This window comes from Enterobacter sp. 4974935 (genome assembly GCF_058661735.1).
On record NZ_JBZWGT010000003.1, the window covers coordinates 347,876 to 362,409 of the forward strand.

Here is a 14,534-nt window from a genome sequence, read left to right on the forward strand (position 1 = left end):
GGAACAGCATGACTGATGTAACTGTAAAATCGCTGGCTGCTGAGATTCAGACCTCCGTGGACCGCCTGGTACAGCAATTTGCTGATGCAGGGATCCCGAAGGCCGCTGATGACTCGGTGACCGCGCAAGAAAAACAAACCTTGTTAGCGCACCTGAACCGTGAACACGGCTCTACGCCTGACAAGTTAACGCTGCAGCGCAAAACGCGTAGCACGTTGAACATCCCTGGTACCGGTGGCAAAAGCAAATCGGTACAAATTGAAGTCCGCAAGACGCGCACCTTTGTAAAACGTGATCCGCAAGAGGCAGAACGCCTTGCTGCGGAAGAGCAGGCACAGCGTGAAGCGGAAGAACAAGCTCAGCGTGAGGCAGAAGCCACTGCTAAACGCGAAGCAGAATTAAAAGCTGAACGTGAGGCCGCAGAAAAAGCGAAACGCGACGCCGGTGAAAAAGCGAAGCGTGACGCTGCGGAAAAAGACAAAGTGAGCAATCAACAGACCGACGAAATGACCAAAACTGCCCAGGCTGAAAAAGCCCGCCGTGAAAATGAAGCTGCCGAGCTGAAGCGTAAAGCGGAAGAAGAAGCCCGCCGCAAGCTTGAAGAAGAAGCTCGCCGCGTCGCCGAAGAAGCGCGTCGCATGGCAGAAGAAAACGAGAAGAACGGTGTGAATACCGCTGAACCAACTGAAGACAACAGCGATTATCACGTCACCACCTCTCAGCATGCACGTCAGGCAGAAGACGATAACGACCGTGAAGTTGAAGGTGGTCGTGGCCGTACTCGCAGTACAAAAGCGGCGCGTCCTGCGAAAAAAGGTAACAAGCACGCTGAATCTAAAGCTGACCGTGAAGAAGCACGTGCAGCGGTTCGCGGTGGTAAAGGCGGTAAGCGTAAAGGTTCCGCTCTGCAGCAGGGCTTCCAGAAGCCAGCTCAGGCCGTTAACCGTGACGTTGTGATCGGCGAAACCATCACCGTTGGCGAACTGGCTAACAAGATGGCGGTGAAAGGCTCTCAGGTCATCAAAGCGATGATGAAGCTGGGCGCAATGGCCACCATCAACCAGGTCATCGACCAGGAAACCGCACAGCTGGTTGCCGAGGAGATGGGCCACAAAGTTATCCTGCGTCGTGAAAACGAGCTGGAAGAAGCAGTAATGAGCGACCGTGATACGGGCGCAGCGGCTGAACCGCGCGCACCGGTTGTGACCATCATGGGTCACGTTGACCACGGTAAAACCTCTCTGCTTGACTACATTCGTTCTACTAAGGTTGCCTCCGGCGAAGCGGGTGGTATTACCCAGCATATCGGTGCTTACCACGTAGAAACCGAAAACGGCATGATCACCTTCCTGGATACCCCAGGCCACGCAGCGTTTACCTCAATGCGTGCTCGTGGTGCTCAGGCAACGGATATCGTTGTTCTGGTTGTTGCTGCCGATGATGGCGTGATGCCACAGACCATTGAAGCTATCCAGCACGCGAAAGCGGCGCAGGTGCCTTTGGTTGTTGCAGTCAACAAAATCGATAAGCCAGAAGCCGATATGGATCGCGTTAAGAACGAACTGTCACAGTACGGCGTTATGCCGGAAGAGTGGGGCGGTGAAGCGCAGTTTATCCCTGTATCTGCAAAAGCAGGTACCGGTATCGACGACCTGCTGAACGCTATCCTGCTTCAGGCTGAAGTTCTGGAGCTGAAAGCGGTTCGTAAAGGTATGGCGAGCGGCGCGGTAATCGAATCCTTCCTGGATAAAGGTCGTGGTCCGGTTGCAACCGTTCTGGTTCGCGAAGGTACTCTGCACAAGGGCGACATCGTTCTGTGTGGTTTCGAATACGGTCGCGTTCGTGCGATGCGTAACGAACTGGGTCAGGAAGTGCTGGAAGCGGGTCCGTCCATCCCAGTGGAAATCCTCGGCCTGTCCGGTGTTCCGGCTGCCGGTGACGAAGTAACCGTGGTACGTGACGAGAAGAAAGCACGTGAAGTGGCGCTGTATCGTCAGGGTAAATTCCGTGAGGTGAAACTGGCTCGCCAGCAGAAATCTAAACTCGAGAACATGTTCGCCAACATGACTGAAGGCGAAGTTCACGAAGTGAACATCGTTCTGAAAGCGGACGTACAGGGTTCTGTGGAAGCGATCTCCGACTCCTTGCTGAAACTGTCTACCGACGAAGTGAAAGTGAAGATCATCGGTTCTGGCGTAGGTGGTATCACCGAAACCGACGCAACCCTGGCAGCCGCGTCCAACGCTATCCTGGTTGGCTTCAACGTTCGTGCTGACGCATCTGCGCGTAAAGTTATCGATGCTGAAAGCCTGGATCTGCGTTACTACTCCGTCATCTATAACCTGATTGACGAAGTGAAAGCAGCGATGAGCGGCATGCTGTCTCCTGAGCTGAAACAGCAGATCATCGGTCTGGCTGAAGTACGTGACGTGTTCAAATCACCGAAATTCGGTGCGATCGCGGGCTGTATGGTTACCGAAGGGACCATTAAGCGTCACAACCCAATCCGCGTACTGCGCGACAACGTGGTTATCTACGAAGGTGAGCTGGAATCCCTGCGCCGCTTCAAAGATGACGTTAACGAAGTTCGTAACGGCATGGAATGTGGTATCGGTGTTAAGAACTACAACGACGTTCGCGTTGGCGATATGATCGAAGTGTTCGAGATCATCGAAATTCAGCGTACCATCGCGTAATCGTCGTCAACTGAAGATTAATTAGCGTAGGCCGGGTAAGCGAAGCGCCACCCGGCAGTAATTTTAAAAAGGGGCTTAAGCCCCTTTTTTGTCTGGAGAATTTATTATGGCGAAAGAATTTGGTCGCCCACAGCGCGTCGCGCAGGAGATGCAGAAAGAGATCGCTCTCATTCTGCAACGTGAAATCAAAGATCCACGCGTGGGGATGATGACCACCGTGTCTGGCGTGGAAATGTCCCGCGACCTGGCGTACGCCAAAGTGTTTGTGACATTCCTGAATGACCAGGATGAAGACGCCGTGAAGAACGGCATTAAAGCGCTGCAGGAAGCCTCTGGTTTCATCCGCTCTCTGCTTGGCAAAGCGATGCGTCTGCGTATTGTGCCGGAGCTGACCTTCTTCTACGACAACTCGCTGGTTGAGGGTATGCGTATGTCCAACCTGGTGACCAGCGTGGTGAAACATGACGATGAGCGTCGTGTTAACCCGGCGGACGACAGCAAGGAGGACTGATGAGTCGTCCTCGTCGTCGCGGTCGTGACGTGCATGGCGTGCTGTTGCTGGATAAACCACAGGGCGCATCCAGCAACGACGTGCTGCAAAAAGTAAAGCGTATTTATAACGCCAATCGCGCGGGGCACACCGGCGCGCTGGATCCGCTGGCAACCGGGATGCTCCCGATCTGCCTGGGTGAAGCGACAAAGTTTTCCCAGTATCTGCTGGATTCCGATAAGCGCTACCGCGTGATTGCCAAACTGGGCCAGCGTACGGACACTTCCGATGCGGATGGTCAGGTGGTTGAAGAGCGTCCGGTAACCTTCAGCGCAGAGCAACTTGATGCGGCGCTGGAGAGCTTCCGGGGCGACACAATGCAGGTGCCGTCGATGTATTCGGCGTTGAAATATCAGGGCAAGAAGCTTTACGAATATGCGCGTCAGGGCATTGACGTTCCGCGTGAAGCCCGTCCGATTACCGTGTATGAGCTGTTGTTCATTCGCCACGAAGGTGATGAGCTGGAGCTGGAAGTGCACTGCTCGAAAGGGACCTACATCCGCACCATCATTGACGACCTCGGTGAAAAGCTGGGCTGCGGCGCGCATGTGATTTATCTGCGTCGTCTGGCGGTCAGCAAGTATCCGGTCGAACGTATGGTAACGCTTGAGCATCTGCACGCCCTGGCTGAACAGGCGCAAGCGCAGGGAATTGCGCCGGCAGATCTGCTGGATCCGCTGCTGATGCCAATGGACAGTCCGGCAGCAGATTTCCCGGTTGTTAATCTTCCTTTAACATCGTCCGTTTATTTTAAGAACGGAAACCCGGTCCGCACAACGGGGGCGCCGCTTGAGGGCCTGGTCCGTGTGACGGAAGGGGAGGAAGGCAAGTTTATCGGGATGGGCGAAATGGACGGTGAAGGGCGCGTTGCCCCGCGTCGTCTGGTCGTCGAATACCCGGTCGAAGCGTGACGGTGATAACGCCTCACCTTGCGATAAGCAGGGGAGACGAGTAGAATATCGCCGCTTAACGCCTGGTAAATTGTTTAACAATCTGCGGGGCGTACATGGGATAGCTGAATTAGAGATCGGCATCCTTACATTCTTTATACTTTGGAGTTTGAAAATGTCTCTAAGCGTTGAAGCTAAAGCTAAAATCGTTTCTGAGTTTGGTCGTGGTACTAACGACAGCGGTTCTACCGAAGTTCAGGTTGCACTGCTGACTGCACAGATTAACCACCTGCAGGGTCACTTTGCAGAGCACAAAAAAGATCACCACAGCCGTCGTGGTCTGCTGCGTATGGTTTCTCAGCGTCGTAAACTGCTCGACTACCTGAAGCGTAAAGATGTTGCACGCTACACCGCGCTGATCGAGCGTCTGGGTCTGCGTCGCTAATTCTTGCGAGTTTCAGAAAAGGGGGCCTGATGGCCCCTTTTTTCAACCAGACGGCAGCAATTCAGGGGAAACTATTGTATTGTTGCTATAAATGATCTTCATTGCAGAGGTTCGCGCGGCTAATGAGAGGCTTCACCCATGGGGGTGTCGGTTGTCATTAGTCGCGAGGATGCGAAGAAGGTCGGGTTAAATCGTCAGCACACCTGAGGTGTGCTTTCAAACATTTAAGAAAGGACAGAATTTTGCTGAATCCGATCGTTCGTAAATTCCAGTATGGTCAGCATACCGTCACGCTGGAAACCGGCATGATGGCTCGTCAGGCTACTGCTGCCGTAATGGTAAGCATGGATGACACTGCTGTATTCGTTACCGTAGTTGGCCAGAAAAAAGCTAAACCAGGTCAGGACTTCTTCCCACTGACCGTGAACTACCAGGAGCGTACCTACGCTGCCGGTAAAATCCCGGGTGGCTTCTTCCGTCGTGAAGGCCGTCCAAGCGAAGGCGAAACCCTGATCGCGCGTCTGATTGACCGCCCGGTTCGTCCGCTGTTCCCGGAAGGTTTCGTCAATGAAGTGCAGGTTATCGCAACCGTTGTTTCCGTTAACCCACAGGTTAACCCGGACATCGTAGCGATGATCGGTGCGTCTGCTGCCCTGTCACTGTCTGGTATCCCATTCAATGGCCCAATCGGTGCCGCGCGCGTCGGTTACATCAACGACCAGTACGTGCTGAACCCAACTCAGGAAGAGCTGAAAGAGAGTAAGCTGGACCTGGTTGTTGCCGGTACTGAAGCAGCAGTTCTGATGGTTGAATCTGAAGCAGAACTGCTGAGTGAAGACCAGATGCTGGGCGCAGTGGTCTTCGGCCACGACCAGCAGCAGATTGTTATCCAGAACATCAACGACCTGGTGAAAGAAGCCGGTAAACCACGTTGGGACTGGCAGCCAGAAGCGGTAAACGACGCGCTGAACGCACGCGTAGCTGCACTGGCAGAATCTCGTCTGAGCGATGCATATCGCATTACAGACAAACAGGAGCGTTATGCTCAGGTTGACGTGATCAAAGATGAAACCATCGCAACCCTGATCGCGGAAGACGAAACGCTGGACGCTAACGAGCTGAGCGAAATCCTGCACGCTATTGAGAAAAACGTTGTTCGTAGTCGCGTACTGGCAGGCGAGCCGCGTATTGATGGCCGTGAAAAGGACATGATCCGTGGTCTGGATGTGCGTACTGGCGTGCTGCCACGTACTCACGGTTCCGCGCTGTTCACCCGTGGTGAAACCCAGGCGCTGGTTACCGCTACCCTGGGTACTGCACGTGACGCACAGAACATCGATGAACTGATGGGCGAGCGCACTGACAGCTTCCTGTTCCACTACAACTTCCCTCCGTACTCTGTGGGCGAGACCGGTATGGTTGGCTCACCGAAGCGTCGTGAAATTGGTCACGGTCGTCTGGCGAAGCGCGGCGTGCTGGCAGTAATGCCAGAAGCAGACAAATTCCCGTACACCGTACGTGTCGTGTCTGAAATCACTGAATCCAACGGTTCTTCTTCCATGGCTTCCGTGTGTGGTGCCTCTCTGGCGCTGATGGATGCAGGCGTGCCGATCAAAGCCGCCGTTGCGGGTATCGCAATGGGTCTGGTGAAAGAAGGCGACAACTTCGTTGTTCTGTCTGACATTCTGGGTGACGAAGATCACCTGGGTGATATGGACTTCAAAGTGGCGGGTTCCCGCGACGGTATCTCTGCCCTGCAGATGGATATCAAAATTGAAGGTATCACCAAAGAGATCATGCAGGTTGCTCTGAACCAGGCTAAAGGTGCGCGTCTGCACATCCTGGGCGTGATGGAACAGGCTATCAACGCACCACGCGGTGATATCTCTGAATTCGCTCCGCGTATTCACACCATCAAGATCAATCCAGACAAGATCAAAGATGTTATCGGTAAGGGCGGTTCTGTTATCCGTGCACTGACCGAAGAAACGGGCACCACCATCGAAATCGAAGATGACGGTACTGTGAAAATCGCAGCAACCGACGGTGAGAAAGCGAAATATGCTATCCGCCGTATCGAAGAGATTACAGCAGAAATCGAAGTGGGCCGTATCTACAATGGTAAAGTGACCCGTATCGTTGACTTTGGCGCATTCGTTGCCATCGGTGGCGGTAAAGAAGGTCTGGTACATATCTCTCAGATCGCTGACAAGCGCGTTGAGAAAGTGACCGATTACCTGCAAATGGGTCAGGAAGTACCGGTGAAAGTTCTGGAAGTTGACCGCCAGGGCCGTATCCGTCTGAGCATTAAAGAAGCAACCGAGCAGTCTCAGCCTGCTGCGGCGCCGGAAGCTCCGGCTGCTGAACAGCAGGGCGAGTAAGGTTGCCATTTGCCCTCCGCGCAGGCGGAGGGCTTATTATCAGGCAGGACGCCTTGTTAAGCCGCCGGGGGACAGGACGTTCATCCAATAGTTGTCTTCGGGAGTGGGAAATGAAGCCTTTTTTGCGCTGGTGTTTCGTTGCGACAGCTTTAACGCTGGCAGGATGCAGCAACTCTGCCTGGCGTAAGAGCGAAGTCCTCGCAGTGCCATTGCAACCGACTTTGCAGCAGGAAGTGATTCTGGCACGCATGGAACAAATACTTGCCAGTCGGGCTTTAACCGATGACGAACGCGCACAGCTTTTATATGAGCGCGGAGTGTTGTATGATAGTCTCGGTCTGAGGGCATTAGCGCGAAATGATTTTTCACAAGCGCTGGCAATTCGACCTGATATGCCTGAAGTATTCAATTACTTAGGCATTTATTTAACGCAGGCAGGCAATTTTGATGCTGCCTATGAAGCGTTTGATTCTGTACTTGAGCTTGATCCAACTTACAACTACGCGCACTTGAATCGCGGTATCGCATTGTATTACGGCGGTCGTGATAAGTTAGCGCAAGATGATCTGCTGGCGTTTTATCAAGACGATCCTAATGATCCTTTCCGCAGCCTGTGGCTTTACATCGTTGAGCAGAAGCTCGATGAGAAGCAGGCCAAAGAAGCACTGAAACAGCGCTTCGAGAAATCGGACAAGGAACAGTGGGGATGGAACATTGTCGAGTTCTACCTGGGCAACATTAGCGAAGCAACGCTGATGGAACGCCTCAAGGCGGACGCAACGGATAACACCTCGCTCGCTGAGCATCTCAGTGAAACCAACTTCTATTTAGGTAAGTACTACCTAAGTCTGGGGGATATGGACAGCGCTACGGCACTGTTCAAATTAGCGGTTGCTAACAACGTACATAACTTCGTTGAGCACCGTTATGCATTGTTGGAATTATCGCTCTTGGGCCAGGAGCAAGACGACCTGGCAGAATCGGACCAGCAATAGCTGACGACATAAACATCAGCCCGTAATCTTTTGATTGCCATCACCTTCACTGGTGAGGGCGTTGTTGTTCGTCAATACACCTAATTTGAGCCGGTTCACACTTTTCAATGAAAATTGCTAATCATTTTCACGATGAGCTAAGTAGACTGGCCGCCATTAATATCGAGGCACTTGTACTACATGGCTGAATTCGAAACCACTTTTGCAGATCTGGGCCTGAAGGCTCCTATCCTTGAAGCCCTTAACGATCTGGGTTACGAAAAACCATCTCCGATCCAGGCTGAGTGTATCCCACACCTGCTTTCTGGTCGTGACGTGCTGGGCATGGCCCAGACCGGTAGCGGTAAAACCGCAGCATTCTCGCTGCCGCTGCTGAACAACATTGATCCGGACCTGCGTGCACCGCAGATCCTCGTCCTGGCTCCAACCCGTGAACTGGCTGTTCAGGTTGCTGAAGCAATGACGGAATTCTCTAAACATATGCGCGGCGTAAACGTGGTAGCCCTGTACGGCGGCCAGCGTTATGACGTGCAGTTACGCGCCCTGCGCCAGGGCCCACAGATTGTTGTCGGTACGCCGGGCCGTCTGCTGGATCACCTGAAGCGCGGTACCCTGGACCTCTCTAAGCTGAGCGGCCTGGTACTGGATGAAGCAGATGAAATGCTGCGTATGGGCTTCATCGAAGACGTTGAAACCATCATGGCGCAGATCCCGGAAGGTCATCAGACCGCTCTGTTCTCTGCAACCATGCCAGAAGCGATCCGTCGCATTACCCGCCGCTTCATGAAAGAGCCGCAGGAAGTGCGTATTCAGTCTAGCGTGACCACTCGCCCGGACATCAGCCAGAGCTACTGGTCTGTATACGGCATGCGCAAAAACGAAGCGCTGGTCCGTTTCCTGGAAGCGGAAGATTTTGATGCGGCGATTATCTTCGTACGTACCAAAAACGCGACCCTGGAAGTGGCTGAAGCGCTGGAGCGTAGCGGCTATAACAGCGCAGCGCTGAACGGCGACATGAACCAGGCGCTGCGTGAGCAGACTCTGGAGCGTCTGAAAGACGGTCGTCTGGATATCCTGATTGCAACCGACGTGGCAGCACGTGGTCTGGACGTTGAGCGTATCAGCCTGGTTGTAAACTACGATATCCCAATGGACTCCGAGTCTTACGTTCACCGTATCGGCCGTACCGGTCGTGCGGGTCGTGCGGGCCGTGCGCTGCTGTTCGTTGAGAACCGCGAGCGTCGTCTGCTGCGTAACATTGAACGCACCATGAAGCTGACCATTCCAGAAGCGGAACTGCCAAACGCAGAACTGCTGGGCAAACGCCGTCTGGAAAAATTCGCCGCGAAAGTACAGCAGCAGCTGGAAAGCAGCGATCTGGATCAGTACCGTGCGCTGCTGTCCCAGATCCAGCCTGTCGCTGAAGGCGAAGAGCTGGATATGGAAACTCTGGCCGCAGCACTGCTGAAAATGGCGCAGGGCGAACGTAGCCTGATCGTGCCACCTGATGCACCGATGCGTCCTAAGCGTGAGTTCCGTGACCGTGACGATCGTTTCGAACGTCGTGGCGACCGTAACGACCGTGGTCCACGCGGTGACCGTCCAGAGCGTGGTGGTGAAGACCGTCCACGTCGCGAGCGTCGTGACGCTGGCGAAATGGAACTGTATCGCATTGAAGTGGGCCGTGATGATGGTGTTGAAGTTCGTCACATCGTTGGCGCGATCGCTAATGAAGGCGACATCAGCAGCCGTTACATCGGTAACATCAAGCTGTTCGGTTCACACTCAACGATCGAGCTGCCAAAAGGCATGCCGGGCGAAGTACTGCAGCACTTTACTCGCACCCGCATTCTGAACAAGCCAATGAACATGCAACTGATGGGTGATGCACAGCCTCGCTCTGACCGCGGTGGCGAACGCCGTGGCGGTGGTCGCAGCTTCGGTGGCGAGCGTCGTGAAGGCGGTCGTAGCGAAGGTCGCACTGGCGAACCTCGTCGTTTCTCCGGCGAGCGCCGTGAAAATCGTGGCCCACGCCGCGAAGAAGGCACCAGCCGTCGTCGTTTCGGTGACGCGTAAGCCTTTTCGCTTTTGACGTAAAGTAAAATATACAGCCCCGATAGTTGTTATCGGGGCTTTTTTTATTCCTTTTGTACTCTTGTACTGGTACAGTGCATCACATTAAAATGCACACCACATTTTTGACTGGAGATAAGGCCGCATGGCAACACTAACCACCACCCAAACGTCACCTTCGCTGCTTGGCGGCGTGGTGATCATCGGCGGAACCATTATTGGTGCCGGGATGTTCTCCCTGCCAGTGGTTATGTCCGGTGCGTGGTTCTTCTGGTCGCTGGCGGCGCTGGTTTTCACCTGGTTCTGCATGCTCCATTCCGGGCTGATGATCCTTGAAGCAAACCTGAACTACCGCATTGGCTCCAGCTTCGACACCATCACCCGAGATCTGCTGGGCAAAGGCTGGAACCTGGTGAACGGGTTGTCCATCGCGTTTGTACTCTATATCCTGATCTACGCGTACATTTCAGCGAGCGGGTCGATTCTGCATCACACCTTCTCCGAGATGTCGCTGAACGTTCCGGCGCGTCTGGCGGGTCTCTGCTTCGCGCTGGGCGTGGCGTTTATCGTCTGGATGAGCACCAAAGCGGTCAGCCGCATGACGGCGATCGTGTTGGGCGCCAAGGTCATCACCTTCTTCCTGACCTTCGGCAGCCTGCTGGGGCACGTCACGCCGGCCACGCTGTTTAACGTTGCGGAAGTGAACACCTCCTACACGCCATACCTGCTTATGACGTTGCCATTCTGTCTGGCGTCGTTCGGCTACCACGGCAACGTACCGAGCCTGATGAAGTACTACGGCAAGGATCCGCGCACCATCGTGAAATGCCTGATTTACGGCACGCTGCTGGCGCTGGGGCTGTATGTGATCTGGCTGCTGGGGACGATGGGTAACATCCCGCGTCCGGAATTTATCGGCATTGCGCAGAAGGGCGGTAACATTGATGTGCTGGTACAGGCGCTGAGTGGCGTGCTGAACAGCCGCAGTCTGGATCTGCTTCTGGTGGTCTTCTCTAACTTTGCGGTGGCGAGCTCATTTCTCGGCGTGACGCTGGGCCTGTTTGACTACCTGGCAGATCTGTTTGGTTTTGATGACTCTGCGATGGGGCGCTTCAAAACGGCGCTGTTAACCTTCCTGCCACCGATTGTGGGCGGCCTGCTGTGGCCGAACGGTTTCCTGTACGCCATCGGCTATGCAGGACTGGCGGCTACCATTTGGGCGGCGATTGTACCGGCGCTGCTGGCGCGTAAATCACGTAAGCGCTTCGGCAGCCCGAAATTCCGCGTCTGGGGCGGAAAACCGATGATTGCGCTGATCCTGGTATTTGGTCTCGGCAATGCGGTGGTGCACATGCTGTCGAGTTTTAATCTGTTGCCTGTGTATCAGTAAACAGAAAGCCCGGTGGCGCTACGCTTACCGGGCCTACAGGGATCGCGTAGGCCGGATAAGGCGAAGCCGCCATCCGGCAAAAAACTACCCCACCAACTCCTCTTTCACCTGCATCGCCAGATCAAATGAATGCAAACGCGCCTGATGATCGAAAATCTGTCCGTTGACCATAATTTCATCCGCCTGCGTTTCTCGTAGCACTGCCTCCAGACCGTGACGCACCTTCGCCTTATCACCCACCAGCGACATGCTCAGGGCCTGCTGCACGCCATACTGCTCGGAGGCCGACCACAGCTGATGCATATTTTCAACCGGTGGCGGCAACTGGCCCGTCTCGCCGCGACGCAGCTTCACAAACGCCTGCTGCATGGAGGTAAACAGGAATTCCGCGTCGCGGTTGCTGTCGGCGGCAATGATATTGATGCACACCATCGCATACGGCTTCTCAAGACGCTCGGAAGGCTTGAAGTTTGTGCGGTAGAGATGCAGAGCCTGATGCAGCATATCCGGTGCGAAGTGGGAAGCGAACGCGAACGGCAGCCCCAGCTGTGCGGCAAGCTGTGCGCTGTACAGACTTGAGCCTAACAGCCACACCGGGATTTTCTCGCCGTAGCCCGGCACCGGGCGCACGTGCGGGTTAGGATCGCTCGCATCGAACCAGTCTACCAGCTCCGCTACATCACGCGGGAAGTTGTCGATATCGCCGCTCATATGGCGACGCAGTGCGCGCATGGTCGGCTGGTCGCTGCCCGGCGCGCGGCCAAGACCCAAATCAATGCGACCGGGGTAGAGTGTATTCAGGGTGCCAAACTGCTCGGCAATCACCAGCGGGGCATGGTTCGGCAGCATCACGCCACCGGAGCCAAGGTGCAAAGTAGTGGTATTCGCCGCCAGATAGCCAATCAGTACTGAGGTGGCGGCGCTGGCGATGCCCACCATGTTATGGTGCTCCGCCAGCCAGTAGCGGTGATAGCCACGTTTTTCGGCAAGCTGAGCCAGATCCAGAGAGTGCGAAAAGGCTTCTCTTGCCGAGGAGCCTTGTGGAATCGGTGCCAGATCCAGCACCGAAAACGGAATGGTTTTGTCAGTCATAACAGCTCACTTTGTCGACGGTCAATCTTTAATACTGCATTAAAAAATGATAACCGTTGTTAACAAAGTGAGCTTTTTTACCCCTGCAATTCCAGCCCGGCGAGACGTTTCCAGTAACCGTTGCAGTCGCTGTTTGCCGTCAGCGGCAGCGGCGAGGCGCCGTTTTCGTTGGCACGGAAGGCGTCCAGCATGGTGAACACGCCGGTATCGAGCGGCGAAAGACGCACCATATCCACCAGCCCATGCATTGACGCCAGCTCGTTGCCGAGGTTATAGACGTAACCGCTCATAGTCTGAATGCCGTTGAGGACAAACACCTGCTGATTCTCCTGCGACAGCATGCTGCGTCCGTTCGGGTACTTAATGCAGCAGGTTTCACACTCGTCTTTCGGGCGATCTTCGGAACGCGCGGTGAAGCAGCGGGCAGAGTAGGCCAGCGGTAGATGGCCGTAGCTCAGCACTTCGACTTCAAACTGATTGCGAATGCCCAGCTCGTCACACTGATTTAGCAGGTTGACCAGCCAGTCGCGGGAGAGCTCAACCGGCATGCACCAGCGTGTCATCCCCTGTTTGAGCAGCAGGCGCAAGGTCACCGCGTTATAGCAGTTCAGCGCATGTCCGGCGACAAACGGCAGCTTACGCTCGGCGCACATGTTCACCACGCCCAGGTCGCTCGCCTCCAGCAGGAACTCACCGTTTTCGACGTAGCGCTTCAGTTCGCCCAGTTCAGAGGACGCCTGCACCAGCGCCAGCGTCGAGAGCACCACCTGCTTGCCGCTGCCGGCCAGGCTTTTCGCCATATCCAGCCAGTCGCCCACTTTGGTGGCACGGCGCTTGCTGCACACCGCTTCGCCGAGGTAAATCACATCGGCGCTGCTGTTAGCCGCCTGCTGGTAAAAATCTTCCAGCGTCTCTTTTGGCCAGTAGTAAAGCACCGGCCCTAATGAATATTTCATGATTATCTCACTGCCATTTACGGTGATACGCGCCGAGCGTGGTTTGCGTGCCTTCGGACATCGCGCCGAGCGTCTCCATCCAGGCCGCCTGCGGGGCGTAGTTTTGCGGGTCCGCCATGCAGCGGTCGATGGCCTGACGCCACACCTTCGCCACCTGGCTCACGTAGGCCGGGCTACGCTGGCGGCCTTCGATTTTCACCGAGGCAATGTTGGCGGCCAGCAGTTCCGGCAGCAGCTCCAGCGTGTTGAGGCTGGTGGGCTCCTCCAGCGCGTGGTAGCGCTCGCCGTCCACCAGATAGCGGCCTTTGCACAGCGTCGGGTAGCCCGCGTTTTCACCGTCCTGATAGCGGTCGATTAACACATCATTCAGGCGCGACTCCAGCCCCTGCGGCGTTTGCTGCCAGCGAACGAAGCGGGCAGGCGAGCAGGCACCGACGGTGTTTGGCGATTCCCCGGTAAGATAGGAAGAAAGATAGCAGCGGCCTTCTGCCATGATGCACAGGCTGCCGAAGGCAAAAACCTCCAGCGGCACTGGCGTGACGCGCGCCAGTTGCTTAACCTGATGAATAGAGAGCACGCGCGGAAGCACCACGCGGGCTACGTCAAAGTGTCGATGATAAAAACGCACGGCCTCTTCATTGGTGGCCGATGCCTGAACAGAGACGTGGCGCTCAATATGCGGATAACGTTCTGCCGCATACTCAAGCATAGCGAGGTCGGCCAGGATCAACGCATCGGCACCCAGCTGGGCCGCCATATCCACGGCGCGCTGCCAGCGGGCGTAGCCATCAGGATGGGCAAAGGTATTGATGGCGATGTGCAGTTTGCGCCGGTGCTGGTGAACGAAGTTAACGGCTTCCTGAAGCTTTTTCTCCGTAAAGTTAAGACCCGCAAAATGGCGGGCATTGGTATCATCTTTCAGCCCGATATAGACCGCATCGGCCCCATTTTCGATGGCCGCCTTAAGCGCCGGAAGGTTTCCGGCAGGGCAGAGCAGCTCCATAATTTATCCCGATGTTGTCGATCGCAGGGATCGTAAAAAATGTTAACGAGCTGGGATTTTAAT

Annotated in this window: 12 protein-coding genes; 9 read left to right on the forward strand and 3 right to left on the reverse strand. The window is 55.1% G+C overall.

Translation table 11 applies throughout. From position 1 onward, the window contains the following. Positions 1–8 precede the first annotated feature (8 nt). The 9 genes from infB (at position 9) to mtr (ending at position 11,420) form a co-directional block, all read left to right on the forward strand. Positions 9–2,696 (forward strand): translation initiation factor IF-2, encoded by a 2,688-nt coding sequence (gene infB, locus AC4OVS_RS02850; RefSeq protein ID WP_022649517.1) that lies wholly within the window; start codon positions 9–11, stop codon positions 2,694–2,696. 106 nt (positions 2,697–2,802) lie between these two features. Next, positions 2,803–3,207, forward strand: coding sequence for a 30S ribosome-binding factor RbfA (rbfA, locus tag AC4OVS_RS02855; protein ID WP_003861793.1), 405 nt, complete (start codon positions 2,803–2,805; stop codon positions 3,205–3,207). After that, on the forward strand, positions 3,207–4,157 hold the full coding sequence (truB, locus tag AC4OVS_RS02860; protein ID WP_023298718.1) for a tRNA pseudouridine(55) synthase TruB: 951 nt from the start codon (positions 3,207–3,209) through the stop codon (positions 4,155–4,157). The genes rbfA and truB overlap by 1 nt, the downstream gene beginning before the upstream one ends. A 154-nt stretch (positions 4,158–4,311) precedes the next feature. After that, positions 4,312–4,581, forward strand: coding sequence for a 30S ribosomal protein S15 (rpsO, locus tag AC4OVS_RS02865; RefSeq protein ID WP_003861789.1), 270 nt, complete (start codon positions 4,312–4,314; stop codon positions 4,579–4,581). 242 nt (positions 4,582–4,823) lie between these two features. After that, a complete protein-coding gene (gene pnp / locus AC4OVS_RS02870) occupies positions 4,824–6,962 on the forward strand; it encodes a polyribonucleotide nucleotidyltransferase (protein WP_022649515.1) in 2,139 nt (712 codons plus the stop codon). Positions 6,963–7,072: 110 nt separating this feature from the next. Continuing rightward, positions 7,073–7,957: a lipoprotein NlpI gene (gene nlpI / locus AC4OVS_RS02875; RefSeq protein WP_003861782.1), complete on the forward strand. Its 885-nt coding sequence runs from the start codon at positions 7,073–7,075 to the stop codon at positions 7,955–7,957. A 107-nt stretch (positions 7,958–8,064) separates the two neighbouring features. Beyond that, positions 8,065–8,145, forward strand: coding sequence for a protein YrbN (yrbN, locus tag AC4OVS_RS02880; protein ID WP_097397692.1), 81 nt, complete (start codon positions 8,065–8,067; stop codon positions 8,143–8,145). Continuing rightward, positions 8,138–10,033: a DEAD/DEAH family ATP-dependent RNA helicase gene (locus AC4OVS_RS02885; protein WP_022649514.1), complete on the forward strand. Its 1,896-nt coding sequence runs from the start codon at positions 8,138–8,140 to the stop codon at positions 10,031–10,033. Before yrbN ends, AC4OVS_RS02885 begins: the two co-directional genes overlap by 8 nt. Positions 10,034–10,175: 142 nt before the next feature. Then, complete coding sequence (gene mtr, locus AC4OVS_RS02890) at positions 10,176–11,420, forward strand: tryptophan permease (RefSeq protein WP_491922165.1); 1,245 nt, start codon at positions 10,176–10,178, stop codon at positions 11,418–11,420. An 84-nt stretch (positions 11,421–11,504) separates the two neighbouring features. Here the strand turns inward: mtr and AC4OVS_RS02895 are convergent, their stop codons facing one another. From AC4OVS_RS02895 to ubiU, 3 genes are all read right to left on the reverse strand, one after another. Continuing rightward, positions 11,505–12,512, reverse strand: coding sequence for a luciferase-like monooxygenase (locus tag AC4OVS_RS02895; protein ID WP_022649512.1), 1,008 nt, complete (start codon positions 12,510–12,512; stop codon positions 11,505–11,507). A gap of 77 nt (positions 12,513–12,589) precedes the next feature. After that, positions 12,590–13,468 (reverse strand): U32 family peptidase, encoded by an 879-nt coding sequence (locus tag AC4OVS_RS02900; protein ID WP_155025092.1) that lies wholly within the window; start codon positions 13,466–13,468, stop codon positions 12,590–12,592. A gap of 7 nt (positions 13,469–13,475) precedes the next feature. Further along, entirely contained in the window at positions 13,476–14,471 is a 996-nt protein-coding gene (gene ubiU, locus AC4OVS_RS02905) for a ubiquinone anaerobic biosynthesis protein UbiU (protein WP_003861773.1), read from the reverse strand. Positions 14,472–14,534 lie beyond the last annotated feature (63 nt).

Coding starts and splice junctions, on each gene's coding strand:
- infB (WP_022649517.1), top strand. CDS start 9: ATGACTGATGTAACTGTAAAATCGCTGGCTGCTGAGATTCAGACCTCC.
- rbfA (WP_003861793.1), top strand. CDS start 2,803: ATGGCGAAAGAATTTGGTCGCCCACAGCGCGTCGCGCAGGAGATGCAG.
- truB (WP_023298718.1), top strand. CDS start 3,207: ATGAGTCGTCCTCGTCGTCGCGGTCGTGACGTGCATGGCGTGCTGTTG.
- rpsO (WP_003861789.1), top strand. CDS start 4,312: ATGTCTCTAAGCGTTGAAGCTAAAGCTAAAATCGTTTCTGAGTTTGGT.
- nlpI (WP_003861782.1), top strand. CDS start 7,073: ATGAAGCCTTTTTTGCGCTGGTGTTTCGTTGCGACAGCTTTAACGCTG.
- yrbN (WP_097397692.1), top strand. CDS start 8,065: ATGAAAATTGCTAATCATTTTCACGATGAGCTAAGTAGACTGGCCGCC.
- AC4OVS_RS02885 (WP_022649514.1), top strand. CDS start 8,138: ATGGCTGAATTCGAAACCACTTTTGCAGATCTGGGCCTGAAGGCTCCT.
- mtr (WP_491922165.1), top strand. CDS start 10,176: ATGGCAACACTAACCACCACCCAAACGTCACCTTCGCTGCTTGGCGGC.
- AC4OVS_RS02895 (WP_022649512.1), bottom strand. CDS start 12,512: ATGACTGACAAAACCATTCCGTTTTCGGTGCTGGATCTGGCACCGATT.
- AC4OVS_RS02900 (WP_155025092.1), bottom strand. CDS start 13,468: ATGAAATATTCATTAGGGCCGGTGCTTTACTACTGGCCAAAAGAGACG.
- ubiU (WP_003861773.1), bottom strand. CDS start 14,471: ATGGAGCTGCTCTGCCCTGCCGGAAACCTTCCGGCGCTTAAGGCGGCC.